The following is a 25,202-nucleotide window of genomic DNA, read 5'->3' as shown; positions in this document are numbered from 1 at the left end:
AAGCCCCAGACCTCGTCGAGCCACTGGTTCAGCGCGTGGATCAGCACATGGATGGCGACCGGGTCGTCGCGCAGCCGCTCCTCGATCAGACTGGCCAGCGTCGGGAACATCAGGGTGCGATCCAGGCCCAGCTCGTCCATCTTCTCCAGGCGCGGACCGGGCTCGAAGAACGCCGGGATCGCGCGCATCGGTTCGCCGAACAGCTCGCGTTTGGTCTTGCCGTCCGGGTTGCCGTATTTGAAGTACTCCTCCCAGGCGCCCGGCCGGGCGACGACCTCGAATGTCGGGTTGGGAATGTAGTTACTGATCACCCCGCGCAACGCGATCTTGGTGCGCCCGTTGATCTGCACGTACTGGACGTAGTCCTTGTACTCCTTGGGCAGGAATTTGGTCAGCGCTTCCGGCGGCTCGTAGAGGTGATTGTCCGCGTCAAAGAGCGGGAACGGGACGTCTTCCCGGTGCGACAGCTGCCCCATGAAATCCTCCTTCGCGTTTTGTGAGAATACTATTCTCTCCGCTGGGCGTGCGCAACGACGGGGTGGCGCGACAGGGTGCGCGCGCAGCGCGCGGGGGAGCTCAGCAGGTGGCTTTGATCTTGAAATCCACCGTCGCCGCCTCGTTCGGCTTCGCGGTGGTGGCGCCGTTGGCGGTACCGCTGATGACGAAGTTGCTGCCGTCGAAACGGGTGGCGGCCGCCCCACCGCCGCCGGGCGCGGCCGTGGTGGTGCCGGTGAACCCACCCAGATTGTGAAAGCGCACGGAGATAGTGGTCGCAGGGTGTTGACGCTGGTCCAGGATGGCCGTGGCTCCAGACTCGTCATTGCCCAGAGCGATTGTCCGGTACCACTCCTGCTGATAGCACCTGACCAGATCGGGCCGCACTTCGGTGCCATTGATATTCACGGTCGCCGTGCTGGCGAGCTGGCCCTGGGACGGCGTGCTGCAGGCGGCGAGTGGGGCCACCACGGACACCGCCGCGATGACTGCTGCGATTCGGTTCTGCACCTGGCACCCCCTGAAACAACTTCTGTCAACTTCGGGACCTGCACCGATGATGCTATTCTCCGTGAACGAGAATGCCAATATCGCCGTTCTCGCGCCCCAAGGAGTGATCACCCATGGTCGAGCTGGAGTACGACGAGCTCGGTACCGGGGTCGCCGTCCTCACCATCGATCGGCCGCACGCGCGCAACGCCATCGCGCTGGAAACCATGGGGCAGCTCGAACAGGCACTGCACGCGGCCGCCGGTGCCCGGGCTCTGGTGATCCGGGGCGCCGGCGACCGGGCGTTCGTATCCGGCGGCGATCTCAAGGAACTCAGCGCGCTGCGCACCGAAGAGGACGCCGCGGCGATGGCGAGGCGAATGCGGGCGGTGTGCGATCAGATCGCGTCGTTCCCCGCTCCGGTGATCGCCGCGCTCAACGGTCACGCCTTCGGCGGTGGCGCCGAAGTCGCCGTGGCAGCGGACATCCGGGTTGCCGCCGACGACATCAGAATCGCGTTCAATCAGGTGCAGCTGGAGATCATGCCCGCGTGGGGCGGGGCCGAGCGCCTGGCCGCACTGGTCGGCAAGAGCCGGGCACTGTTGTTGGCGGGCAGCGGAACTGCGCTCGACGCCGCCGATGCCGAACGGATCGGCCTGGTGGACGTCGTGCTGCCGCGGGCATCCTTCGACACTCCCGACAAGGGATGGCGCGCGGTCGCCACGTCGTTGGCCCGCCGTCCCGCCGCCGAGATAAAGCGGGTAATCGGCGGAGTTTCCGCTGATGAGGCGATAGCATCATTTGCACGGCTGTGGGTGGCAGACGCGCACTGGCAAGCCGCAGAGCGGGTCATGAACCGCACAGCCAATCCGCGCCCAGCAGCCGGAGGAGCGATATGACAATAACCGCAACGAAACTCGCAGTCCTGGCCATATCGCCGTTGCTTGTCGGGCTGCTGCGCCATGCTCCGGCCTACGCCGACGACGACCCGCCCATGCATCAGGTGGTCTACACCATCTCGGCCAAGAACCCGATCTACGCCGATATCTACTACCAGGATCAAGACCCGAGCAAGTTCTCCGACTACAGCCACAATCCCTACACGTTCACGCCGAACATCCAGGCCGACATCGCCCCCGGCAGGCCGTGGACCCAGCAGGTGATGCTCATCAACCCCGACGCCTGGGCGATGGTCAGCGTCAGCACCGGGCGGCAACCCGGTACGCCCGGTTTTCACTGCACAGTGTCGGTGGACGGCAATGTAGTGGTGTCCAAGGATGGGGACAAGGGCGTGCTTTGTTCGCTACGGACCTGGTGAGCCGCTGCACCGCCGAACATGTCCGCCCTCGGTTCGCCTTCCAGACGGCGCAGGTGCCGCTCGACGAACTCCGTCGCCTCGACGTGACCATCCGACATTCCCAGCGCCTGCTCGAGCACCAGGAACCGCGACAGACTGGCCATGAACACGGTCCAAACCATCGGCGGCACATCGTCGGTGTTGACCGCGTAACGCTGCAACGCAGCCGACACCGCCCGGCGCTGCTCCTCGCGAAAACGTTCGGCGTAGTAGGCGATTTCGGCCCGCATTTCCTTGCGGTGATTCGCCAGGGCCATGAACTCCATCGAAATCCGGGCGAAACCTGGATCGGAACCGAACTTCCACAGCGCCCACAGGGGCTGCGGCGACTGCAACAACCGGCTCTGCGCCTGCAGTCCCTCCTCGGCCCGGCGCCGAAAAACAGCCAGGAAAAGCTCCTCCATGGTGCGGAAGTAGTAATGCACCAGCTGCGGTTTGAGTCCCGCCTCGCCGGCCAGCCGCCGCGAAGTCACGGCGGCGTAGCCCTCTTCAAGCATCAGCCGTTCGGCCGCGTCGAGCAGCAAGCCGCGATTCTTCGCGTACGGCGCTCCGATCCTGCGGGCCGATGTCATCGCTGTACTCCGTACTCTGCGCACTCACCTGGCGGTCACGCCGATCGTAGTCACCGGACCCGGCCGGTCCGGCCGCGCAACCTTGACCCTGACATTACCGTCATGCTAAGCAAGTGCTCAGCAAAGCATCTCATTCGGGCGGCGCCAGCTCTCGTCGCCGACTCAGCATCGGCGCCACGCAGGCCCGGCTCCAGGAGGCACGCGAAAACATGACCGAGTACGACACCATCGACTTTTTCACCGATCCGTCACTGGTTCCCGATCCGTATCCGTATTTCGACTATCTGCGTAGCTGCAACCCGGTGCTGAAGCTCCCCCATCACGGGGTCGTTGCCGTGACAGGGCACGCAGAGGCGACCGCCGTCTACAAAGACACCGAGTCCTTCTCGAATTGTGTTGCGCTGGGCGGGCCTTTCCCCCCGCTCCCGTTCACACCCGAGGGCGACGACATCAACGCCCAGATCGACGCGCACCGCACCAGCTTCCCGATGTACGAGCACATGGTCACCATGGACCCGCCCGACCACAGCCGCGCCCGGTCGATCCTGAGCCGGCTGCTGACTCCGAGCCGACTCAAGCAGAACGAGGAGTTCATGTGGCGCCTCGCCGACCGTCAGCTCGACGAGTTCCTGGTCAACGGCCGCTGCGAGTTCATCGGGGAGTATTCAAAGCCGTTCGCGACGTTGGTGATTGCCGATCTGCTCGGTGTTCCCGAGGAGGACCACAAGGAGTTCCGGGTCGTCCTCGGCGCTGACCGCCCAGGACGGGTGGGGGCACTTGACCACGAGTCGGTGGGCATCAACCCATTGGAGTTTCTCGACGACAAATTCTCCTCCTACATCGAGGACCGGCGCGCACACCCGCGCGACGACGTGCTGACCGCGCTGGCCACCGCCAAGTACCCGGACGGGTCGACGCCCGAGGTCATCGACGTAGTACGTTCGGCCACCTTCCTTTTCGCCGCTGGGCAGGAGACCACGGCCAAGCTGCTCAGCGCCGCGTTGCAGGTGATCGGCGACCGGCCGGACATCCAGCGGCAACTGCGCGACGACCGCAGCCTGATACCCGGGTTCATCGAAGAATCGTTGCGGATGGAGAGCCCGGTCAAGAGCGACTCGCGACTGGCCCGCCGGGCCACTCAGGTGGGCGGGGTGGACATTCCCGCGGGCACCGTGGTGATGGTGCTACCGGGAGCGGCCAACCGCGACCCGCGCCGGTTCGACAATCCGCACGAATTCCAGATCGACCGCAAGAACGTCCGGGAGCACATGGCTTTCGCGCGTGGTGTGCACTCCTGCCCGGGTGGTCCGCTGGCCCGGGTGGAGGGCCGGGTATCCATCGAGCGCATTCTGGACCGTATGGCCGACATCGGGATCGATGAGACCGAGCACGGCCCCGCTGACGCCCGCCGATACACCTATGAGCCGACGTACATCCTGCGTGGGCTCAACCAACTGCACCTTACCTTCACCCCGCAATAAACCCTCAGTTCAACGCCAATCCCACGAAGTAGCTGCCGAACAATCCCGCGGCGATCAGCAGCACCCAGGCGTCGGTCAGCCGGCGGAGCAGGGCCGGGGCCTGCCTGACCTCCATGAACTCGCGAAAGATGATGCGCACCTTGACCAGTGCGATGACGATGACGCCACAGGTGACCACCACGTTGGATCGCGGCGATCCGTCGGCCGAATGGTCGATCCACAGATAGCTCACCGTCAGCGCGGCCAGCACCAACCAGACAACCAGCAGCCTGCTGTTGAATTTCACCGCTCACCTCACCACGTAGAGCATTGCGAAGATGAGCACCCACAGGAAATCGACTGTGTGCCAGTACGTCGCGGCCGTCTCGATCAGCACCTGGGATTCACCGGTGCCGCGCCTGGCATCCCGCAGCCGGTAAACGATGACGCCGAGGGCGACGAAACCGATCAGCAGGTGCACGAAGTGGATGCCGGTGAGAAAGAAGTAATACGTGAAAAAGTCGTTGCTGTCCAAGCCGTTTCCCATCCGCACCAGGCGGGCCCATTCCACGATCTTGAAGACCAGGAAGACCGCGGCGAATGCGGCTGTGAGGACGGCGTCGCGCAGTGCCGCCCGGTGGGCGCCGGCCCGCGCAGACTGAACGCACCGCGCCACCGACCACGAACTCAGCAGCAGGACAAGGGTGTTGAGCACCCCGACGCGCAGATCCAGGTGTGCCTGAGACTGCAGGAACAATGCTGGGCTTCGGGCGCGGTAGAAGAGGTAGAAGCCGAAATATGCGGTGAATATCAATGTCTCGAACAGAACGAACGCCCACATGTCCGGCTGCCCCGGCACGGCGGTCGTGCGCCTGGCCCTCCTGGTGGAGTCCGTCACGACGCGGCCACTCTCTTCGTGGGCAGGTCCGGCAGCGGGCCCGTGCCGAAGTCTTCACGCCGGATCAGCTGAAAAAGCATGACGATGAAAGTCACTTGGTAGATACCGAATACGACCATGTCCAGCCACCAGGCGATCTGCCCGTTCCAGGCCAGGACGCCGCGTCCGAAGATCCAGCAGGGCGCGACGACCACCTCGGTGAGCGCATTGCACAGATTGAGGTAGCCGAACCAGTTGGGGAATACCCGGTTGTTGTCGATCAGGATCGCGACCATCCAGATCAGCGAGCCGATCAGGAACACCCCCATGGTTCCGTCGAAGGACAGGAAGGCGAAGTCGTAGAGCCAGCCGAGCACCCTGGGGTCCCGGCCGGGGCGCAACGTTCCGACGATGAGCGCGATGCAGAGCACCAACATGCCGGGTACCGCGGCGAGCGAGTAGATGACCAGGTACGAGTATCCGAAGATGCGGCTGACCGACATACGTCGCATCGAGTAAGCGATCAGAGCGTTGTTGATCGCGGTCATTCCGGTGATCACGAAAATGATGCCGAACCCGATGGGTATCCCCAGGCGGCGTTCTTCGAACCAGTGGACCTGGGTCGCGAGGTCCCAGGTGGGCTGCGGCGGCGGCTGCACCTGGGCCACGATGAAGAACACCGGGAAGAAGACGTTGTAGAACACGATCTGGGTCCACCAGGCCAGCCACAGCTCGCGCTTCGGGTTCTGCCGGAGGCTCGTTGCGACGCTCACGCGCTGCCCGGTTCTGTTGCGCCCGAGTCTTTCTCGGTGCGCTCCCGATACACCGCCCGGGCCAGGACGACGCCCATCACGACGATCCAGACGCCGATCGCGAGATTCTTCACCCAGAACGACAACACGCCATCCCACGCCAGCGGGCCGGACAACGTCACGCCGGCGAAGGCCGCCGGCACCAGGGCTGCGGCGACGAGCAGGTTGAAGCGGGCGACCCAGCGGCCGAAGACCGGCTGCGGCTGATCGTCGAAATAGATTGCCAGCGCCAGGATCACGCTCTGCCCGATCAGGAAGGGAACCAGGATGGTGAAGGTGATCCACGCGAAATCATTGAGCAATTGCGTCAGTTCGGGACTTCGCTCCGGACGAAAAGCGGCCAGCAACCAGCAGACGTTGGCGATGAGAAACAGCGTCGGACCACCCGCCGCGCAACCCAGCATTGCGTAAGAAAAGATCGGCGTGCGATGCGCCATTCGCCGGATCTGCATCACGATCAGCGCCAGGATCGGTACCAGACACACCCCGAACCAGTTGAAAACGATCATGCTGTAACGAATTTCGGGGAGATGCGCCGGATCGCGGTAGAACGCGGCAACTTCCTCCGCCGACATGGTGGGCGACATCGGCGGATTGAAGCCCGGAAACAACAGGAAGGCGGCGATCCAGATGACCACCGTGACGGGCAGCGTCCACAACAGAATCAACTCACCATCGGTACGCCGCAACCCAACTCGCGGCGGTCCCGAATTCTGAGTCGTGCCGATCTCTGTCATCAGTGAATCCTTCCAGCGCACGTCATCGTGCGGCTAAGGTCGGCCCAGACACCGAAGCTAGCCGATCGGCTATTCCGGGTCAATAGCCGATCGGCTACGCTGCCTGGTGTGGTCGAAGCGACGCCCCGGAGCCAGTTCCGGTTCATCACGCACAGCGCCGCACAGACGCGCGTGCTGGATGCCGCGCTGAAGCTGATCGGTGAGCACGGCGTCGGCGGCACCTCGCTGCAGATGATCGCCGACGCCATCGGGGTGACGAAAGCTGCTGTCTACCATCAGTTTCACACCAAGGAGCAGATCGTCATCGCGCTCACCGAGCGCGAATTGGGCGGCCTCGAGGAGGCTTTGGAGGCAGCGGAAGCCCACGACCACCGGATCGAGGCCCGCGACGTTCTTCTCAACCGCGTCATCGATGTGGCCGTGCAGCGGCGTGGCGCCGCAAGCACCCTGCAGTTCGACCCGGTCGTGGTGCGACTGCTCGCTCAGCACGAACCTTTCCAGCACTTCATTCAGCGGCTCTTCGGTGTGCTGGTCGACGACATGGCCGAGGACACCCGGGTCTCGGCCGCGATGCTCTCCGGCGCCATCGCCGTTGGAGTCATGCACCCTCTGGTGGCCGGCATCGACGACGAGACATTGCGCGCCCAGTTGCTGCGGATCACCCGCCGGCTCTTCGACGCGGATTGATCAGAACCGATTCTCGCCGTTCCATTTTCACAGGCGGGCCGCTCGGATACCGTTCTTGTATGGACAGCGTCAAACGTCTCGCCGCCGTGGCGATCGTGGTCACCAACGGCTTCGGGCTGGCAGGCATGGGCACGGCCCAGGCCGATGACGACCTCCCCTGGCCATGGGTGGGATACCACTGGTGCCCGGGTCAGCCCTTCAACGCGGGGGCCTGGGGACCGCAGTTCGACCAGACCACCTGCCACGACGCGCACCATCGGGACATGGACGGCACGATCCACAGCCGTGATTACTTCGGTCCCAGCCCCTTCCAGGACTGGCCGGAGATTCCCAACAACCGGCCGTGACGTCTGCTCAGGTGTCGCCGCGCTCCCAGACCTTCTTACCGTCATGGGAATTGCAGACCAGGAACAAACCATCCGGCGCCTGTGCGACGTAGTAATCCGGGTAATCGCTGCACGAGGAGTTCTCATTCTTGACGCCGACCATCGGTGGGGAACGGAACCAGCGAGGCTCATACCGCCGGGGTGAACCGCAGAACATCAACCGTCCCGGCTCGGTCGCAAAGGACACGTAGTAGTCGGCGGTGCCGAACACGTAGTAGGTGGTGTTGTCGCAGGGCGCTCCGAGCACCTGGTGTCCGGCGATCCCTGGCGTGCAGTCCGGGTAATCGCACCCGACCGGATCTGCGGCGGCCTGCGGCGACGCCACCACACCAGCGCCGAGCAATGCGGCAACCGCTGCCACAATGAATCGCACCACCTTAATTTGCCACAGCCGAAAAGAAAATTCATTATGTTGGCGACAGAAGGTAAGAAAATTCTCTCAAACGGAGAGGGTACTGAGAGTCTGGCATCGGGCCGATCGACACGGGCGTCAACAGGTGCCGGTGATAATGTGACTCTCTTGTAGTCGCGGGGTGAGGAGGTGATTCATGCCGCCACGTGAAACCTCGGCCGAAGCGTCCGCTACGGAAGCCGGCGTGGATGACCTCGAGACCGACGACCTCGCCGAGGCGGAAGCCCGCGCCGAGGCCGCCCGTGCCCGTGCGCGCGAGCTGCGCAGGCAAGCCGAGGAGGCATCGTCTCCCCCAGAGACCGACGCCGAAGCGGGCCCGTCCCGGTTTCGCCGATGGCGACCACGCCGGCCCGGCCGAAAGGCCCTCATCGCCGCGGCCGCGATTCTGATCTCGAGTGCGGCGTCGGCCGGCAGCGGCTTTTTGGTGTGGCACCACCGCCACGTCGTGCAGCAGAGCCACCGTTCCACGGAATTCGCGACGGCCGCCCGCAACGCCGTTGTGCTGATGATGTCGATCGACCCGAATAAGGCGAGAGAGGACATGCAACGTTTCGCCGACCAGACGACCGGCCAATTCAAGGCCGGCGTATTGATGGGCGCCGAGGATATGGTCCGGGCATTGGAACAGTCCAAAGTCGTTGCGAAAGCCGCGGTGCAAGCAGTGGGCGTGCAATCGATGACGGAGGATTCGGCCGTCGTACTGGTGGCGGCGAAGTCGGAGATCACCAAGACCGACCAGGCGAAGCCGGAAACGCGCACCTGGCGACTGGTCGTCGACGTCGAGCGGGAGGGCGGCCAGCTCAAGATCTCCAAGATCGAGTTCGTCCCGTGACGGATGCGCGCACCGGGCGGCGCCGGCTGCATCGGTTCCTGTCGCGGTGGCGGGTGATTGTGCTGACGCTGCTGGTTGTCGGCACCACCGGGTTCAGCGCCGGCTACTTCTCCTTCGTGTACCGATCCGACATGGACACCGACCGCGCGGTCACCCGCGAGGTCGTCAAGGCCGCCAGCGACGGCACCGTGGCGTTGCTGTCCTATTCGCCCGCCACGCTCGGCCGCGATATGGACAACGCCAAATCCAGGATCACCGAGAATTACCTGCGCTATTACCAGCAGTTCGCCGACCAGATCGTGGGACCGTCGACCCAGCGTGCACAAGTCACCACCACCGCTACCGTGGTCAAGGCGGCGGTCGCCGAACTGAATCCGAATTCGGCCGTCGTACTGGTTTTCGTAAAACAAAAGACGGCAAGCAAGGAAAAGCCGGAACCGGTGGTGACATCCAGCAGCCTTCGGGTAACGTTGAAAAAGGTCGACAGTTCATGGCTAATTGAGAAATTCGAGAGCATGTGAGCTCATATCTACTTTCGCTGTGAACGTTCGACCGCAGGTCAAATTCTCCGAATACGGCGCGTCGAGGAGCAGCAGGTGATGCGTTCAGCAAGTGCGGCGGTCAGCGCCACCCTCGCGGTGGGCGGGATGGCGGTCATGCTCCACACGGCCCCGCCCGCCTCGGCCTACAACCCGGCCATCAACGGCAGATTCACCGCCACCTTGATCGGCGACTGGGCGCGGACCCGAACCGTGTATCACGACGAAGCCGTGGTGCAGAGCACCTGGACGATCAGCTCGTCGTGTTCGACCGCGCAGGACTGCAGTGGTCAGGTGGTCAGCGACCAGGGCTGGACGGCGCAGATGACCATGCACGATGGGCTTAACTGGTACGTCAAGCGGGACGTACCGAACTGGGAGACGTGCGACGACGGCACCACGTTCACCGGCCATGAAGTTTTCTACTTCTATCCCGCCAACCCCGAAACCGGTGAAAACGTGCTCGGCTCATCGGTTTTGGCCGGACGGGAACACATAGCCGGCGCTAGCGGTGCGTGCGGCACCAACGCCCCGCTGTACATCGAGCAACCGTTCCGGCTGGACAGGATCGGCTGAACCCACCCGGCTCAGAGGGCGAACATGTCCTTCCACGTCTTCGGCGCCTTAGACGCGACGAGATCCGTCTGACGATAGACCTGGCCATCGGGCGCCACGTAGCTGCCGTTCTCCGGGTTGTATTGAGCGAACGCCACCGAGGGACCCGGGGATTCGTTGCGCCCGAACGCACTCGGAGCCGCGGAGGGGGATGCGCTGGGCGCTGCCGCGGCCGGGGCCGGGTTGCCAGCCTGATCGAGCGGTGCGATGGAAGCTACCTGGCCCATCGGCGCCTGCGGCGTAACTCCGGGCGCCACCGGCGCTCCCGCCGGCGGGGGTACCACTCCCGGGGGAAGCGGTGTTCCCTCAATCGGCCCGAAAATCCTCTCTCGGTTCTGGTTAACCCGGTCGTCCGGCGGGACGCCCTGGGCCAACAGGTTCGGGTCCAGCGGGTACGTGCCGAACACGTGCTGCCTCATCGCCAGCGGCATGAAGGGCTTGTCGCTGTCACAGATCTCGACGGTCGGCGCCCGCTTTCCCGGGTGTCCCATGCACGGGTAGTTGCGCGCTCCGCGCACCCCGATCGGCGAATCCTGCGGGAGCTTGCAGTACAACCCGTCGGGGGTGTCGATGGTGGTGGTGTCGGCCGGTGATCGCCACTGGCTAGGCGGCAGGAATCCGACGGTGCAAGCGGGCGGGTCACTGAGGATGAGATTGAAGGCGCCGGTGGCCAATCCGGTCGGGCTCTTAGTGCCCAGGAAGGATTGGATGGCTGCGGTGAACGGCGGCAGAATCACCAACACCTGCTCAAGAGATGCGTGGTACGTCACCCCGATCTGGCCGATCGTCGTGAGGTTGGCCAGCAGCACCGGCAGCGTCGGCTTAATCTGGTCCAGCAGCCGGGACGCCTCGTTCAGCGCTTCGGGCCCGTTTTCCAGCAGAGTGCGCACCTGCGGATCGTTGGTCGCCAGTTGGCCGGTGAATCCGGCCAGGCTGTGGGCCCAGCGCCGGATCGAGCCGGCGGTCTGCGCCTGACTGTCCAGCAACGGCCCGGTGTCCTCGGTCAGGCTGCGCGCCCGGTCCGAGACGCCGTTGAGGTCACCGGAGATCTGGGCCGACGAGTCGAAGAGCGAGCCGAAATCGTAACTGGCGCCGTTGAATGCCTTGAACGACTCGTCGAGCAGCTGGGTGAGCTTGCCCTGCGGGATGCTGTTGAGCAGCGCGCTGGTCTGATCCAGTACCGGACCGATCGGCTGCGGAGTCTTGGTGTCCTTCGCCGCGATCACCGAACCGTCGTGCAAATAGGGTCCCGAGTCGGTCCGGGGGCGCAGATCGACGTACTGCTCGCCCACCGCCGAGATGCTGCGCACCTCGGCATCCAGATCAGCCGGGATCTTCGGCGAAGTGTCCAGCCGCATCGTGGCTTTCGCGCCGCGGGCGGTCAGCTCAACGCCGGTGACCTTGCCGATCTGCACGCCGCGGTACGTGACATTGCTGAAGCGGTAGAGGTTTCCGGTCTCACGCAGTTCCAGCGTGACCGTCATCTTGCCGATCCCGAGCAGCGTCGGGGCCTGCACGTAGTAGATGACCATCACGAACAGACCGATGACGCCCACGATCGCGAAGACCGCCAACTGGATTCGGATGAAGCGAGTCAGCATCTAGCCACTCCCCTCCGCCGGTGCGACGGCGGGCGGTAACCCGTTTGGCAACGTCGCGCTCTGGTCGGTCGCCGGCGCCGACGAGGGCGGCGGTCCGGGTGCGGCCTGGGGTGGTCCAGGAGTCGCCGGGGGCGGACCGGGCAGGTACGAGCCGGGAGCACCGGGCGCGCCGTACCGGAACTGCAGATACTCGGGTTCGCCGGCCGCCGGGACGCTCTCGGCCCCTAGCCGTTCCCAATGGGTGCCGCGCAGGATGCTCCTGCGCAACGCCGCGTTCGTCAGGTCGATGATGAAGTAACCGTTGACGTAGTCGCCCCGGACGTAGCGGTCGATGAAGCCCTGGGTGAAGGGGAAAGTCGGCGCGTAGGCAAGGGCCGCATCGAGATCGGGTCCCACGTCGGCCAGCGCGCTGATGGTGGGCTCGAGGTTCTTGAGGTTATTCACCAGGTCGTCGCCCGCGTCATTGACCAGTCGGGTTGCCGTGTTGCTGAACGTGCCGAGTTTGTTCAACGCGGTGGTGAGGCGGGGCCGCTCCCGGTTGAGCACGTCGAGCGCCGGCGGAATCTTGTTCAGCGCCTGGGTGATTACGTCGCGCTGCCCGGCCAGCGTGCCGGAAAGCCGGTTCAGCGCCTGGACCGACGCAACGATGTTGTCGCGCTGGGCGTCAAAGGTGCCGACGAACCGGTCGAGCCGGTTCAGCAGATCCCGAACGTCGCCCGCGCGGCCGGAGAGCGCGGCGTTGAAGTTGTTGATGATGTCCCCGATCTGTCCCAGCCCGCCGGCATTGAGAACCACCGACAACGAGGACAGCGTCTGTTCGGTCGACGGGTAGGTCGAGGACCGGTTGAGCGGGATCGTGGCACCCGGTTGCAGGCGGCCGGTCGGCGCCTGGCCCAGCGGTGTATTCAGTTGCAGGTGCATCGATCCCAGCAGGCTGGTCTGGCCGACGCTGGCCACTGCGTTGGCCGGGATCACCACATGAGGCTGCACGGACACCTCGACATCGGCGTGCCAGCCCCGCACCGACAACTTCCTGATGCTGCCGACGATGACATCGTTGATCATCACCGGCGAATTGGCTTCCAGCGTCCCGACATTGGCTATCTCGACGTGATAGCTGGTCGAACCGGGGCCGCGTCCCACCGCCCCCGGCAATGGCAGGGAGTTCAGGCCGCTGAAGGCGCAGCCGGTCGAGGTGAGCACGACACTCAGACCGATGCCCAGCATCAGGCGCAGGCGCCGCATCGTCGCTGTCATGGTTGCGGCCTTTCCGCAGGCAGCAACAATTCGGGCACGCTCTGCGGAGCCGGCGGCGGCTCGGCCGGCACAGTCGGCGGTGGCGGCTCGGGCATCGCGGCTCCCGGTATTCGCGCCGGAGGTCCGGGCGGTGGCGGCGCCTCGGGAACGTCGCCCGGCAATCCGGTATACGCGGAGACGGCCGGCGGCAACTCGGGCGCCGTCGGCTTGGGGCCCTCTCCGCCGGGCGCCAGCCGCTGTTCGGTGTAGACGACGTTCTTCGGATCGAATGCCGGGGCCAGGAACGGGTTCACCGGAATCGGGAAGTAGTTGAAGTTGAAATAGGTCAGCGGGTTGAACACCTTCAGCGCGGGGCTCAGATACAGCCCGCACAACTTGCCGGTCTCGACCGAGGTGACGTTCTCCAGTGCGCCGATCTGCGAGCAGAACGCGTTCGTCGGATTGCTGAGATTCTGCAGGCCGACGCCGCCGCGGACGTTGCCGACATCGGGGTCGTAGTCGTTGTAGGCGTTGGCAAGTGCGTTCGGCGCCACATGCAGCACGTTCTGCAGCGCCATCTTGTTGTCGACGAGAATCTGGGTTAGGTCGGCCAACCGGGTGATCTGCTCAGCGGTCTGGTCACGGCTGCCCGCGATGAACCGCTGCACTTCTCCGACCGCACTCGAGAGGTCGGTCAGCGCAGCGTCCAGGGTGGATTTGTTGTCGTCGAGCACGCTGGTGAGGCTGGCCAGCCGGTCGTTGAACTGCACGAGCTGGACGTTGCTGTCCCGCAGGGCGCCGACGAAAGTCTGCAGATTCTTGATGATGTCGACGAGGTTGCCGCTGCCGTTGGCGAAAATCCGTCCCAGTGCCGACAATTGGCCCAGCGTCTGGCGCAGCTTGTCGCCGTTGCCGCCGAGCGCGTTCGCGGCGGCGTCGATGAACCGCGCCACCGACGGCGTCGACACCCTGCTGTTGGGGCCGAAATCGGTTGCCAACCGCATCAATTGGTCTTTGATCTCGTCCCACTCGACCGGTGTCGCGGTCCGGTTGACCGGTATCACCGCGCCGTCGGCCATCGTCGCCCCGGCGTTGCGGTAGGCGGGAGTGAGCTGGACATAGCGTGCCGCCACCAGGTTCTGGGCGACGATCACCGCTTTCGCGTCCGCCGGAACGGAGATGCCGTGGTCCACGTGCATCACCATTTTGGCCTGGGTTCCGGCCGGTTCGATCGATTCGATGGTGCCGACCTTTAGGCCCGATACCCGCACATCGTCGCCGGGATAGATCGCGGTGGCGGTGTGGAAGTAGGCGATGATCGTGGTTGGCCGGAAGAACGTGTTGCGGATGGCGACCCCCGCGCCGACCACGAGCAGCACCGCCAGCAGGACAGCGAGGGCCAGCTTGAAACCCTTGCGCCGCATCATCGCGAGCCTCCCGGGTTCTGGTTGAACGGGAACGGTAGCAACGCCCGCGGGCCGGCGTTGTCCGGCGGTTGTCCCGGCGCACCGTAGGCGCGGAAGCCGAAGGCGTAGTCGAACAACCATTGGAAGAACTGCAGCGTGAAGATGTTCGGGATGAACGGGTTGTAGTAGAAACCGCTGGATACGGTCTCACCCTGGGTCAACTCGAACTTGGCCAGCCCGGGCAACGCTTTGCCGAGGTTGTCGCGGTTCTCCTCAAGCATCGCTGTGACCGAGTTCAGCTTGGTCAGCGTCGGCGCCAGCTTCGCCTCGTTGTCGTGCACCAGACCCGAGAGTTGTTTGGCCACCGAGGAAGTGCTGGCGAGCAACCGCACGATCGCCTGCCGCCGCTCGACGAGCATGGACAGCAGGTCATCGGCATTGAGGATCAGGGTGTTCAGCTGGTTGCTGCGCTCCGAGAGGATGTGTGTGACATCGGCTGCGCCCTTGAGCAACTGACTCAATGTCTGATTGCGTTCATTCAGGGTCGACGACAGCCGGGTCACCCCGTCGAAGGTCGGGCCCAGTTGTGGCGCAATCTGATTCAGCGTGTTCGACAGCGTGTCCAGGGACTGGTTGAGGGTGTCGGTATTGGTCCCGGCGATGTCCGAGGCGAGGTCACCGACGGCCTCGGACAGCGAGTAGGGCGAGGAGGTTCGTGACAGCGGAATCACCGCCATCGGGCGCATGTTGCCGCTGCCGGTCGATTCGACGGTCAGTACGCGCTGGCCCAGCAGCGAACCGGTGCGGATGTGCGCGGTGCTGGCCGAACCGAGTTGGACCGCTCCTTTGACCGTGAACGTCACCAGGACATCACCGCCCTGCAGCGACATGCCCGACACACTGCCGACCTTGATCCCCGACACCGTCACGTCATTGCCGGTCACCAGGCCGCCGGCATCGGCGAACACCGCCTGGTACCGGACCGTGGTGGCCCGCTGCAGCAACTGGTCCGGGGACAGACCTACAGCGATGACCAGAACTATCAACACGACACCGATGAATCCGGCTCGAATCAGGCGCGCTCCGCGGTACTTAAGCATCGGGTTCCGCACACCTCCCGGTGACCTGGTGGGTGACACCCACCTCGACCGTTCGGTACTGCAAGTCGGAGACCCGCAGCGCAAGGCCGCACAGGTAGTAGGGGAACCAGGCGCCGTATGCGCCCAGCCTGGTCAGCTTGCGGTAGTTGTTCGGCAACTTCTTCAGCGAGATGTCGATGAGGTTCTTGTCCTTGTCCAGCAACGGGGCCAGCCGGTTGAGCTGGTCGATGGTGCCGGATAGCGGTGGGCGGGCGCGGGTCAGCAGATCTGCGATTGACGCTGTTCCGTTGTCCAGAGCGGTGATTGCGGTGCCGATCGTGTCGCGGTCGGAGGACAATCCGCTGATCAGGCGCTCCAACCGGTCGATCGCGCCGGAGAACTTGGTGCCCTCGGCGTTGACGGTGCCCACCACGGTGTTGAGGTTGTCGATCAGGGCCTGCACGGTATCGCTGTTGTCGGCCAACGTGTTCGAGAACGACGACGTCTTGGACAGCAACGACTGCAGTGTCCCGCCCTCGCCCTGGAACACCTCGATCAGCGATGCGCTGAGCGCGTTGACGTCTTCGGCCTTCAGGCCCTTGGTGACCGGCTTCAATCCACCCAGCAACAGATCCAGGTCCAGAGCCGGCGCGGTGCGGTCGATCGGGATCTCCGCACCTCCCGGCAACGGTTTGGTATTGCCCGGACCGTCGAGAAGCTCGAGGTAGCGGTCACCCACCAGGTTCAGGTACCGGATGACAGCGCGGGTCCCTCCGGTGAGCACCACGTCGCGGTTGGCGTCGAACTTGACCAGAACCTTTTTGTCCGAGCGCAATTCGACGCTGTTCACCGTGCCCACCCGGACACCGGCGACCCGCACGGTCTGCCCCTCCTTAAGGCGCGAGACGTCGGTGAAGAGCGCGGAATACTCCGTGGTGGAACCGGTTTGGTACTGACCGAAGATGAAGAACAGGGAAATCGTCAGCAACACCATCACTAGCGCGAAGGCGCCGAACTTGATGATCATCCCGCGTGAGTTGCTCATCCGGGTTGTCCTATTTGCATCGTGTTGCGCGGCGGTCCGTCGATCGGCCCGTACAGCAGTTGCTTGAGGGCGTCGGAGTTCAGCAGCAGTTGTTGGTTCCCGTACTCCATCGGGTTGGCCCCGACGTCAGCGACCACGAACGGCGGCGCAACGTCGTACGGCACCACGGGAAGCGTCTGACACTGTGGGCCGCCCGTAGCGGCCACCTTGGGCAGGTTGCTCGGGTAGCGATAACGCTCGGCGCCGAACCCGATGTACACCAACACCTTGATCATCGGCTCGGGCAGGTTGGGCGAGTGCAGGTTCACCAGGGAGCCGGCCAGGCCGCACCACAGCGCCTGGTGGTACTCGTTGGTGAGGTTGGTGGTGGGCAGGAGCAGGTGTAAGACGTCGGTCAGGGCCTGCCGGTTCCCGCCGATCACCTCGTTGCCGATGTCGGCCAAACCAATTGAGCTGATCAGGAATGCGTCCAGGTTCTGTTGCTCTTCGACGACCGACTTGCTGATTCTGATCGCATTCTCGGCCGACCCGATCAGGTCCGGTGCCGCGTCGGCGTAGGCGTTGCTCACCACGGGCAGGACCGAGAGGTCATGGTTCAGCGCGGGCAGCGCCGGATCCTGCTTGGCCAGAAAGGCATCGAGGTCGGACAGTGCCTGACCGATCTTGTGGCCACGACCGTTCATCGCCGAAGCGATCGCGCCGAGCGTTTCGTTGAGTTTGGCCGGATCGATGTTCGACAGCAGGTTGGTGAGTTGCTGGAAGACGGTGTTGACCTCGACGGTGACGCCCTTGCCCTCGAGTACCTGGTGCGGTTGCAGGGTCTGCGGCGAAGGCTGGTCGGGCGGAATCAACTCGATGAATTTGGCGCCGAAGACGGTCGTGGAGGCGATGTCGACGAGCACATTGCGCGGGATGAGACGCATTGCCGACGGCTGCATTGCCAGGTGCAGCACCGCCTGACCGTTCGGCCGCTCTTCGATCGAATCGACCTTGCCTACCATGACGCCGCGCATCTTCACTTTGGCTTCGGGGTTCATCACGAGGCCGGCGCGCGGCGAGACCACAGTGACGGGCACGCTTTCGGTGAAATCGCCTTGGAACAGCCCGATTGACAGGGCGAAGATCGCAAGGATGACAACGACGGTGGCCAGGCCCATCAGCGGGCGCACGTAACCGCGTGGCTTGGGACGGCCGGAATGGTGCGACCGTCCCTTTGTACTCGGGCCGTGGCGGCCCGCCGGCACGTTTGCTGTCACTGAACTCTCCGCACCTCCCCTAGCCCGACAGGTTGAAGTTGCCGTTGGAACCGTAGATGGACAACGAGATCAGCAGTGTCACCGAGACCACCACGATCAGTGAGGTCCGCACCGCGTTGCCGGTGGCGACGCCGACACCGGCCGGGCCGCCCGAGGCGAAAAAGCCGTAGTACGTGTGGATCAGCAGAATGGTGATCGCCATCAGGACGGCCTGCAGGAAAGACCACAGCAGGTCGATCGGGTTGAGAAACGTCGTGAAGTAGTGCTGATAAAGCCCGCCCGACTGACCGAACAGGATCACTGTGGTGAACTGACTGGCCAGAAACGACAGGCTGACCGCAATGCTGTACAGCGGGGTGATGGCCAGCATCCCGGCAATGATGCGGGTACTGACCAGATATGAAACCGGCCGGATCGCCATGGATTCCAGCGCGTCGATCTCCTCGTTGATCCGCATGGCGCCCAATTGGGCCGTCACCCCGGCGCCGAATGTGGCCGCCAGGCCGATGCCCGCCACGATCGGCGCAGCGATGCGGACATTGATGAACGCCGCGAGGAATCCGGTCAGCGCCTCGATGCCGATGTTGCCCAGCGAGCTGTACCCCTGGACCGCCAGCGTGCCGCCCGCGGCCAGGGTGAGGAAGCCGACGATCACCAGGGTGCCGCCGATCATCGCCAAAGTGCCCGCGCCCATGCTGATTTCCGCGATGAGCCGGATGATCTCGCGCCCGTAGCGGCTCACCGCGAAGGGGATACCGGCAAGCGCCTTACCGTAGAACAGCGTGTGATCGCCGATTCGGCCCAGACTGCCGACCGGTCTCTGGAGTTGCCGCGTGAAACGCGGATAGACGGCTCTCAGCGCCACGGTGAGTGCTTACACCTCCTTCCCATGTGCTACTTCGCCGACATCCGGATGCCGATAGCGGTGACGACGACATTGACCACGAACAGCGACATGAACGCGTACACCACCGTCTCGTTGACCGCGTTGCCGACGGCCTTGGCTCCGCCGCCGGTGATCGTCAGGCCGCGGTAGCAGGCCACCAGCCCGGCGATCAGACCGAAAAGCGCTGCCTTGACACACGAGATGATCACCTCGGGCACGCCGGTCAGCAGCGTGATGCCGGCGGCGAACGCGCCCGGGTTCACGTCCTGAACGAATACCGAAAAGATGTAGCCGCCAAGAATCCCGATGATCACGACCAGGCTGTTCAGCAGCAGCGCCACCAGACCGGAGGCCAGCATTCGGGGCGTCACCAACCGCTGAATCGGGTTGATTCCCAAGACCTCCATCGCGTCGATCTCTTCGCGAATCGTTCGGGATCCCAGGTCGGCGCACATCGCCGTGGCCCCGGCACCGGCCACGATCAATACCGTCACCAGTGGCCCGACCTGCGTGACCGCACCGAATGCGGCACCCGCGCCCGAGAGGTCGGCGGCGCCGAGTTCGCGCAACAGGATGTTCAGGGTGAAGCTGACCAGGACGGTGAACGGGATGGCCACCAACAACGTTGGCGCCAGCGCGACGCGGGCGACGAACCACGACTGCTCCAGAAACTCACGCCACTGGACGGGCCGGCGGAACGCGAACTTGATGGCATCAGCCGACATCGCGAACAGGGCGCCGACGGCCTCCATGGGTTTGGAACCACGACCCAGCACGATGCCCGGGGTCCAACGCTCCGCTCCCTTACTCGCCATCAGTATCAGATCCTCTCCGGATCATGTTGTGCGCGTGGACGATTCGGGCCGCCAGCGCCATCATCGGCTGTGGCTGCGGCTTTCCGATGCCCTCAACACGCGCTACCAACCTCACGCCGGTTTCTCCATTCGGTTGCGTGAGCTGCCGTTTCCAGACCAGGTCAGCTGCCCGCGCGCCAACCCTGGAAGCGTTCGGCGATTATGACTCATGCCGCGTCCCGTGGGAACCGAAATCGCACAACCGTTATCTGCGCGGACATCGTTGCCACCCCAAGTCCTAGGTGACCGCGCCGGCGGTCTTGAGTTCGATGATGCGGTCCCAGTCCAGGCCCAGTTCCTGCAGGATCTCGTCGGTCTGTTCGGCAAAGCCGGGCGCGGGACCGGTCTGCGGCGCGGTGACGTCGAACTGCACCGGGTTGGCGACGAGTTCGAGTTCGCCTGCGCGCACCATGTATTCGTTCGCCCGGATCTGCGCGTCGTCGGCCGCTTGCAGAGTGTCCTGCACCGGCGCCCAAGGTCCCGCGAGCGTCGCAAAGCGTTCGCTCCACTCGGAAAGAGTGCGGGTTGCGAAGACTTTGGTCAAGATCTCCACCGCATCTGCCGTATTGGCGGCGATCGTCTCGCCGTTCGCAAACCGCGGGTCGTCGATCAGTTCCGGGCGGTCGATGTGCCGGCACACGTCGGCCCAGAACTTGCCGGGCTGCATCATCACCAAGGAGATGTAGCGTCCGTCGGACGTGGGGTACACCCCCACCAGAGGATTGACCGGCGAACCGTGAATGCCCGGCGGCGGCGCCTGCATCAGCTGACCCAGGTGCCTGGTGAGCGCCACCGTGTGGCCCAGCGCCCAGAGCCCGCTGCCGAGCAGTGAGACGTCGACGACCGAGGGCTCCCCGGTGCGTTCACGTTTGAGCAGGGCCGCGGCGATACCGCCGGCGAGGTTGGTGCCGGAGATGGTGTCGCCATATGCCGGACCGGGCGGATTGATCATGCCCTCATAACCCATCGGGGTGATGGTGGCCGCGGTTCCGGCTCGACACCAGAAGGCGGTCATGTCGTAGCCACCCTTGGTGGCTTCACTGCCGCGTGGCCCGAGCGCGCTCCCGCGAGCGTAGACGATGTTCGGGTTGACCGCTCTTATGTTGTCGACATCGATACCGAACTTCTGCCGATGGTCCGGCAGGAAGCTGGTCAGGAAAACATCTGCACGACGGGCGAGTTCGTAGAGCACCTCCCTGCCTTCGGGCACCGACATGTCCAAGCCGATGCTGCGCTTGCCTCGGTTGGCGTGCTCGATATTGGGGTTGGGGTCCCCCTCGACGCGCAACATCCCGGTCTGGCGCAGTCCGCGCTGCGGGTCACCGGTCACTGCGTGCTCGACCTTGATGACGTCGGCTCCCCATTCGCGCAGCACCGCACCCGCCGACGGTACGAACCCGTACATGGCAACTTCCAGAACGCGGATGCCCTCGAGCGGTCTCACGCCTTACCTCCCCCGGCCGGCACTGCGAATGTCTTGCCCTCCAAGAACTCCTCGAGCCCGGCAACCCCCATCTCGCGGCCGACGCCGGACTGTTTGAAGCCGCCGAACGGGCTGTCCGCGCCGAAGTAGTTGCCGCCGTTGACCGAAAACGATCCGGCACGGATCCGGCGCGCGACCGACAGGGCACGTTCCTGGTCGCGACTGAAGACCGCACCGGCCAGCCCGTAGATCGAGTTGTTGGCGATGCGCACCGCATCGTCGTCGTCGTCGAAGGCGATCACCGTCAGCACCGGTCCGAACACCTCGTCCTGTGCGATCTCGCTGTCCGGGTCGACGTTGGTGAGCAGGGTCGGCGCGTAGAAGAAACCGGGATCCAACCGCTTGCCGCCGGTGACCAGCGTGGCACCCGCGGCGACGGCCCGCTGGACCATGCCGTCGACCTTGTCACGCTGGCGCTCGTTGATCAGCGGTCCCATATAGGTTTTCGGATCACCCGGGTCGCCGTGGCGAACCTTGGCGAAGTTCTGCGCGATCAGGTCGACGATCTCGTCATGGTGCTTCCTCGGCACCAGCAGCCGCGAGGTGAGCGCGCAGCCCTGGCCAGCATGCGTGACCATGCTGAACGCGGCGAATATGGCCGCACCGGCGAAGTCGGCGTCGTCGAGCATGATCACCGCGGACTTGCCGCCCAGCTCCAGGAAGACGCGCTTGACGGTGTCACTGGCCGCGGCCATGATCCTGCGCCCGACCGCCGTCGATCCGGTGAAGGTGACCACGTCGACGTCGGGACTGGTGGTCAGCGCTTCGCCCACCGCGGGATCCGAAGAACTCAGCACGTTGACCACGCCGGGCGGGATGTCGGTGTGGTTGGCGATCAGCTCGCCGAGGGCCAGCGTGACCAGCGGCGTGTCCGGCGCTCCCTTGAGTACGACGGTGCAGCCGGCGGCGAGCGCGGGCGGCAGCTTGGCGAGCGCGAGCTGGTTCGGGTAGTTGTAGGCGATGATCGCCGCGACCACCCCCGCGGCTTCCTTCTCCACCCAGCGGTGGTGGCGCATGCCGCGCGACTCTTTATCCCCGAGGTCTTCGGAGAACTCATAGGTGCGCAACAGGTCGGCGTAGAACCGGACGATGCCGATCGGCTCGTCGAGCTGCGCGCCGTGGGTCAGCGCGCGGGTGGCGCCAACCTCGGCGATCGTCAGTTCACGCAATTCCTCGGCATGGTCGAGCAGCGCCTGATGCAGCTGATCCAGACAGCGGATGCGGAACTCGACATCGGTGGACCAAGAGGTGGTGTCGAAGGCGCGCCGCGCCGCGTCGATGGCCTGCCGGGCCTCGCCGACGCCGGCGTCGGGCGCATGCCCGAGCACCTCGCCGGTGGCGGGGTTGATGGTGGGAAACGTCTTCTCCGTTGCCACGAGTCGACCGTCGATGAGCAATCTGCGGCTCGGCACGCCGCCGGACTCAGCGCCGTCCCGGGTCGGTTGATCGCCCACGTGAGCGTCCTGGGTCGCGGCCTCGTCCTGCACTGACATAGGGCCTCTCGCGCTTGGTGTGGTGGCCGTCACGATAATTTCATTCTCATCTCCGGCGAATCTTACATTCGGGACGTGAGAAGACAAGCGAGTTCTCGTCCCCGATTACCCAGGTCACGGGCTGAGCGACCGCTCAGCGACCACCCGTTCTAGCAGTTTGCCGCAGGTCCGAGACGGTTTCTCGCCTCTCTTGCGGGCCGCTTCGGCTTGAGAGTACGATTCTCGTAATTGCGAGGGAGATTCTTTGTGTATGAGATTGACGACCTGACAATTCGGAGTCGGTAAGCGTGAGAACTGCGGTGGTCACCGGCGGCGGGTCCGGCATCGGCCTGGCGGTTGCGCAACGCCTTCGGGCGGACGGGCGCGCAGTCGCGACCATAGACCTCAAGCCATCCGATGACGACCTCTGCTACACCGCGGATGTCACCGACCGCTCGCAGATCGACGCGGCGCTGTCGGCAATCCGGGAGCGCCTGGGGCCCGTCACGATTCTGGTCAACGCGGCCGGACTGGACGGCTTCAAGCGGTTCACCAACATCACGTTCGAGGATTGGCTGCGGGTGATCGACGTCAACCTGCACGGCGTGTTCCACATGATCCAGGCGGTGTTGCCCGACATGTTGGACGCGGGTTGGGGACGCATCGTCAACATCTCCTCGTCGAGCACGCATTCCGGCGTTCCGTACATGTCGCACTATGTGGCCGCCAAGTCCGCCGTCAACGGACTGACGAAGTCCCTGGCACTCGAGTACGGGCCGAGCGGCATCACGGTCAACGCCGTGCCCCCTGGCTTCATCGACACCCCGATGTTGCGCAATGCCGAGAACCAGGGGTTCCTGGGTGATGTCGAACAGAACATCGCCCGCACACCGGTACGCCGCATCGGCAAGCCCGAGGACATCGCCGCGGCGTGTGCCTTCCTGTCTTCGGATGAGGCCGGCTACATCACCGGTCAGATACTGGGCGTCAACGGCGGTCGGAACACCTGAGCGAGGGAGGTTTCGTGAAGGTCTGGGTTGATCCGGAACGCTGCCAGGGCCATACCCTGTGCGCGATGATCGCACCGGATTCCTTCCAGCTCAGCGACATTGACGGTAGCTCGTCGGCGATCAACGAGGTGGTGCCGGAGGATCAGGTCGATCAGGTCCGCGAGGCCGCGCAGTCCTGCCCCGAGCAGGCGATCATCCTGCGCGATTGAACACCAAGGGAGACAACGCATTGAGCGTCGATGATGTCGTGGCCGACGACCGGAAGAGGCACAGCTACCACTTCGACCGCCACTCCGCGGAGTACCGCTCGCAGTTCAAGACGATCACCGAGGAGATGCACGCCAAGTGCCCGATGGCGTGGACCGACACCTACGGCGGGCACTGGGTCGCCGCGGGCAGCCACGAGGTTTTCGAGCTGGCCCGGTGTCCCGCCGTCTCCAACGACCACGACATCCGTGGCGAACGTCGGGGCTATAAAGGTATTTCGATCCCGACCGCCCGCCGGGTCAGCGTCGTGCGCGGTGGCATCCTGGAAATGGACGACCCCGAACACCGCATCTATCGCACGGTGCTCAACCCGTACCTGTCACCGGCGGCGGTCAAGCGCTGGGAACCGTTCATCGACGACGTGACCCGCGCCTGCCTCGACGAGAAGGTCGAGACCGGCCGGATCGATTTCGTGGACGATCTGGCCAATGTCGTTCCGGCCGTGCTGACTCTGGCGATGCTGGGCATCCCGCTGGCGAAGTGGAACCTGTACAGCGAGCCGGTCCATGCCGCGGTCTACACACCGGAGCACTCGCCGGACATCGAACGGGTCACCGAGATGCACCGCCAGATGGGCCTGGACATGGTCAACAACATGATCGAGATTCGGGAGAACCCGCGTCCCGGCCTGGTTAATGCGTTGTTGCAGATGCGGATCGACGGTGAGCCGGCTCCCGATCTGGAGATTCTCGGCAACCTCGGCCTGATCATCGGCGGCGGCTTCGACACCACCACAGCGCTGACGGCGCATTCGCTGGAATGGCTGTCGGACAATCCCGCTCAGCGGGAACGGCTTCGGCGCGAGCGCGACACCCTTCTGGACCCTGCGACCGAAGAGTTCCTGCGCTACTTCACGCCGGCGCCCGGAGACGGTCGCACCTTCTCCGAGGACACCGAACTGGACGGCACGCAGTTCAAAGAGGGTGAGCGGCTGTGGATCTCGTGGGCCATGGCCAACCGCGACCCCGCGGTGTTCCATGATCCCGATGACGTGCTCTTGGACCGTAAGGGCAACCGGCACTTCAGCTTCGGCATCGGTGTGCACCGCTGCATCGGGTCGAACGTCGCGCGTACGGTGTTCAAGTCGATGCTCAACGCGGTGCTCGACCGGATGCCCGACTACCGCTGCGACCCGGCCGGAACCGTGCACTACGAGACGATCGGCGTGATCCAGGGCATGCGCAAGCTGCCGGCCACTTTCACGCCCGGCCCCCGCGTCGGCGCCGGCCTGGATGAGACTCTCGAGAAGCTGCAACGCATTTGCGACGAGCAGGAACTCGCCCGTCCGATCACCGAGCGCAAGGAATCCGCGGAAATTTCCTAGCGCGAGCAGACAC

The 25,202-nt window shown here is 64.6% G+C and carries 29 protein-coding genes; 12 read left to right on the top strand and 17 right to left on the bottom strand.

Annotation, left to right across the window (positions count from 1 at the left end):
• Window positions 1-35: 35 nt before the first annotated feature.
• The gene (locus ACNQS7_RS24805) at window positions 36-500 is read left to right on the top strand and encodes a hypothetical protein (RefSeq protein ID WP_418014613.1); all 465 of its coding nucleotides are present in this window, start codon (window positions 36-38) and stop codon (window positions 498-500) included.
• 76 nt (window positions 501-576) lie between these two features.
• Here the strand turns inward: ACNQS7_RS24805 and ACNQS7_RS24800 are convergent, their stop codons facing one another.
• Window positions 577-1,005 carry a lipoprotein LpqH gene (locus ACNQS7_RS24800; RefSeq protein WP_418014612.1) on the bottom strand — a complete coding sequence of 143 codons (429 nt, stop codon included), beginning with the start codon at window positions 1,003-1,005 and terminating at the stop codon, window positions 577-579.
• A 113-nt stretch (window positions 1,006-1,118) separates the two neighbouring features.
• Here ACNQS7_RS24800 and ACNQS7_RS24795 point away from each other — a divergent pair, with 113 nt between their 5' ends.
• Together ACNQS7_RS24795 and ACNQS7_RS24790 are read left to right on the top strand one after the other, a co-directional pair.
• Window positions 1,119-1,883 carry an enoyl-CoA hydratase/isomerase family protein gene (locus ACNQS7_RS24795; protein ID WP_418014611.1) on the top strand — a complete coding sequence of 255 codons (765 nt, stop codon included), beginning with the start codon at window positions 1,119-1,121 and terminating at the stop codon, window positions 1,881-1,883.
• Complete coding sequence (locus ACNQS7_RS24790; RefSeq protein ID WP_418014610.1) at window positions 1,880-2,302, top strand: hypothetical protein; 423 nt, start codon at window positions 1,880-1,882, stop codon at window positions 2,300-2,302. Before ACNQS7_RS24795 ends, ACNQS7_RS24790 begins: the two co-directional genes overlap by 4 nt.
• Here the strand turns inward: ACNQS7_RS24790 and ACNQS7_RS24785 are convergent.
• Entirely contained in the window at window positions 2,218-2,913 is a 696-nt protein-coding gene (locus ACNQS7_RS24785) for a TetR/AcrR family transcriptional regulator (RefSeq protein ID WP_418014609.1), read from the bottom strand. The genes ACNQS7_RS24790 and ACNQS7_RS24785 overlap by 85 nt on opposite strands.
• Window positions 2,914-3,122: 209 nt before the next feature.
• On the opposite strand from ACNQS7_RS24785, the gene ACNQS7_RS24780 reads away from it, so the two are divergent.
• Window positions 3,123-4,394 (top strand): cytochrome P450, encoded by a 1,272-nt coding sequence (locus ACNQS7_RS24780; RefSeq protein WP_055580666.1) that lies wholly within the window; start codon window positions 3,123-3,125, stop codon window positions 4,392-4,394.
• Window positions 4,395-4,398: 4 nt separating this feature from the next.
• On the opposite strand, the gene ACNQS7_RS24775 is transcribed toward ACNQS7_RS24780, so the two are convergent.
• Genes ACNQS7_RS24775 through ACNQS7_RS24760 form a run of 4 tightly spaced genes read right to left on the bottom strand, consistent with a single transcriptional unit; the run spans window position 4,399 to window position 6,799 of the window.
• Window positions 4,399-4,680, bottom strand: coding sequence for a cytochrome C oxidase subunit IV family protein (locus ACNQS7_RS24775; protein ID WP_418014608.1), 282 nt, complete (start codon window positions 4,678-4,680; stop codon window positions 4,399-4,401).
• 3 nt (window positions 4,681-4,683) lie between these two features.
• Window positions 4,684-5,214, bottom strand: coding sequence for a cytochrome c oxidase subunit 3 (locus tag ACNQS7_RS24770; RefSeq protein WP_418014607.1), 531 nt, complete (start codon window positions 5,212-5,214; stop codon window positions 4,684-4,686).
• Window positions 5,215-5,267: 53 nt separating this feature from the next.
• Window positions 5,268-6,023, bottom strand: a complete 756-nt coding sequence (locus ACNQS7_RS24765) for a hypothetical protein (RefSeq protein ID WP_418014606.1) — start codon at window positions 6,021-6,023, stop codon at window positions 5,268-5,270.
• Window positions 6,020-6,799, bottom strand: coding sequence for a hypothetical protein (locus ACNQS7_RS24760; RefSeq protein ID WP_418014605.1), 780 nt, complete (start codon window positions 6,797-6,799; stop codon window positions 6,020-6,022). The genes ACNQS7_RS24765 and ACNQS7_RS24760 overlap by 4 nt, the downstream gene beginning before the upstream one ends.
• A gap of 174 nt (window positions 6,800-6,973) precedes the next feature.
• On the opposite strand from ACNQS7_RS24760, the gene ACNQS7_RS24755 reads away from it, so the two are divergent.
• Window positions 6,974-7,486 carry a TetR/AcrR family transcriptional regulator gene (locus tag ACNQS7_RS24755; protein ID WP_418016137.1) on the top strand — a complete coding sequence of 171 codons (513 nt, stop codon included), beginning with the start codon at window positions 6,974-6,976 and terminating at the stop codon, window positions 7,484-7,486.
• 59 nt (window positions 7,487-7,545) lie between these two features.
• A complete protein-coding gene (locus ACNQS7_RS24750; protein WP_310773907.1) occupies window positions 7,546-7,833 on the top strand; it encodes a hypothetical protein in 288 nt (95 codons plus the stop codon).
• 7 nt (window positions 7,834-7,840) lie between these two features.
• On the opposite strand, the gene ACNQS7_RS24745 is transcribed toward ACNQS7_RS24750, so the two are convergent.
• The gene (locus ACNQS7_RS24745) at window positions 7,841-8,245 is read right to left on the bottom strand and encodes a hypothetical protein (RefSeq protein WP_418014604.1); all 405 of its coding nucleotides are present in this window, start codon (window positions 8,243-8,245) and stop codon (window positions 7,841-7,843) included.
• Window positions 8,246-8,420: 175 nt separating this feature from the next.
• Here ACNQS7_RS24745 and ACNQS7_RS24740 point away from each other — a divergent pair, with 175 nt between their 5' ends.
• The 3 genes from ACNQS7_RS24740 (at window position 8,421) to ACNQS7_RS24730 (ending at window position 10,231) form a co-directional block, all read left to right on the top strand.
• The gene (locus tag ACNQS7_RS24740) at window positions 8,421-9,116 is read left to right on the top strand and encodes a hypothetical protein (protein ID WP_418014603.1); all 696 of its coding nucleotides are present in this window, start codon (window positions 8,421-8,423) and stop codon (window positions 9,114-9,116) included.
• Window positions 9,113-9,637: a twin-arginine translocation pathway signal gene (locus tag ACNQS7_RS24735; RefSeq protein WP_418014602.1), complete on the top strand. Its 525-nt coding sequence runs from the start codon at window positions 9,113-9,115 to the stop codon at window positions 9,635-9,637. The genes ACNQS7_RS24740 and ACNQS7_RS24735 overlap by 4 nt, the downstream gene beginning before the upstream one ends.
• 78 nt (window positions 9,638-9,715) lie before the next feature.
• Entirely contained in the window at window positions 9,716-10,231 is a 516-nt protein-coding gene (locus tag ACNQS7_RS24730) for a hypothetical protein (RefSeq protein ID WP_418016136.1), read from the top strand.
• Between the two features lie 11 nt (window positions 10,232-10,242).
• Here ACNQS7_RS24730 and ACNQS7_RS24725 read toward each other — a convergent pair whose 3' ends face one another.
• The 10 genes from ACNQS7_RS24725 to ACNQS7_RS24680 all read right to left on the bottom strand — a co-directional run bounded on the left by ACNQS7_RS24725 (window position 10,243) and on the right by ACNQS7_RS24680 (window position 22,642).
• Window positions 10,243-11,871, bottom strand: coding sequence for an MCE family protein (locus ACNQS7_RS24725; protein ID WP_418014601.1), 1,629 nt, complete (start codon window positions 11,869-11,871; stop codon window positions 10,243-10,245).
• The gene (locus ACNQS7_RS24720) at window positions 11,872-13,128 is read right to left on the bottom strand and encodes an MCE family protein (RefSeq protein WP_418014600.1); all 1,257 of its coding nucleotides are present in this window, start codon (window positions 13,126-13,128) and stop codon (window positions 11,872-11,874) included.
• Window positions 13,125-14,534 carry an MCE family protein gene (locus ACNQS7_RS24715; protein WP_418014599.1) on the bottom strand — a complete coding sequence of 470 codons (1,410 nt, stop codon included), beginning with the start codon at window positions 14,532-14,534 and terminating at the stop codon, window positions 13,125-13,127. Before ACNQS7_RS24715 ends, ACNQS7_RS24720 begins: the two co-directional genes overlap by 4 nt.
• A complete protein-coding gene (locus ACNQS7_RS24710) occupies window positions 14,531-15,613 on the bottom strand; it encodes an MCE family protein (protein ID WP_055580660.1) in 1,083 nt (360 codons plus the stop codon). Before ACNQS7_RS24710 ends, ACNQS7_RS24715 begins: the two co-directional genes overlap by 4 nt.
• Entirely contained in the window at window positions 15,606-16,637 is a 1,032-nt protein-coding gene (locus ACNQS7_RS24705) for an MCE family protein (protein WP_418014598.1), read from the bottom strand. The genes ACNQS7_RS24710 and ACNQS7_RS24705 overlap by 8 nt, the downstream gene beginning before the upstream one ends.
• Window positions 16,634-17,893, bottom strand: a complete 1,260-nt coding sequence (locus ACNQS7_RS24700) for an MCE family protein (RefSeq protein WP_310773937.1) — start codon at window positions 17,891-17,893, stop codon at window positions 16,634-16,636. The genes ACNQS7_RS24705 and ACNQS7_RS24700 overlap by 4 nt, the downstream gene beginning before the upstream one ends.
• Before the next feature lie 19 nt (window positions 17,894-17,912).
• Window positions 17,913-18,758 (bottom strand): ABC transporter permease, encoded by an 846-nt coding sequence (locus ACNQS7_RS24695; protein ID WP_418014597.1) that lies wholly within the window; start codon window positions 18,756-18,758, stop codon window positions 17,913-17,915.
• 29 nt (window positions 18,759-18,787) lie between these two features.
• The gene (locus ACNQS7_RS24690) at window positions 18,788-19,594 is read right to left on the bottom strand and encodes an MlaE family ABC transporter permease (RefSeq protein ID WP_055580562.1); all 807 of its coding nucleotides are present in this window, start codon (window positions 19,592-19,594) and stop codon (window positions 18,788-18,790) included.
• Between the two features lie 277 nt (window positions 19,595-19,871).
• Window positions 19,872-21,077, bottom strand: coding sequence for a CaiB/BaiF CoA transferase family protein (locus tag ACNQS7_RS24685; protein ID WP_418014596.1), 1,206 nt, complete (start codon window positions 21,075-21,077; stop codon window positions 19,872-19,874).
• A complete protein-coding gene (locus ACNQS7_RS24680) occupies window positions 21,074-22,642 on the bottom strand; it encodes an aldehyde dehydrogenase family protein (RefSeq protein WP_418014595.1) in 1,569 nt (522 codons plus the stop codon). The genes ACNQS7_RS24685 and ACNQS7_RS24680 overlap by 4 nt, the downstream gene beginning before the upstream one ends.
• Window positions 22,643-22,896: 254 nt before the next feature.
• Here ACNQS7_RS24680 and ACNQS7_RS24675 point away from each other — a divergent pair, with 254 nt between their 5' ends.
• Genes ACNQS7_RS24675 through ACNQS7_RS24665 form a run of 3 tightly spaced genes read left to right on the top strand, consistent with a single transcriptional unit; the run spans window position 22,897 to window position 25,189 of the window.
• A complete protein-coding gene (locus ACNQS7_RS24675; RefSeq protein ID WP_418014594.1) occupies window positions 22,897-23,598 on the top strand; it encodes an SDR family NAD(P)-dependent oxidoreductase in 702 nt (233 codons plus the stop codon).
• Window positions 23,599-23,612: 14 nt separating this feature from the next.
• Window positions 23,613-23,807 carry a ferredoxin gene (locus ACNQS7_RS24670; RefSeq protein ID WP_310773953.1) on the top strand — a complete coding sequence of 65 codons (195 nt, stop codon included), beginning with the start codon at window positions 23,613-23,615 and terminating at the stop codon, window positions 23,805-23,807.
• 20 nt (window positions 23,808-23,827) lie between these two features.
• A complete protein-coding gene (locus ACNQS7_RS24665; protein ID WP_418016135.1) occupies window positions 23,828-25,189 on the top strand; it encodes a cytochrome P450 in 1,362 nt (453 codons plus the stop codon).
• The last annotated feature ends 13 nt before the right edge of the window (window positions 25,190-25,202 follow it).

It is taken from the genome of Mycobacterium sp. 23 (assembly GCF_048287075.1).
Classification (GTDB): Bacteria; Actinomycetota; Actinomycetes; order Mycobacteriales; family Mycobacteriaceae; genus Mycobacterium; species Mycobacterium gordonae_B.
The sequence above is the reverse complement of the archived record's forward strand: the minus strand, read 5'-3'. Positions and strand labels throughout refer to the sequence as shown.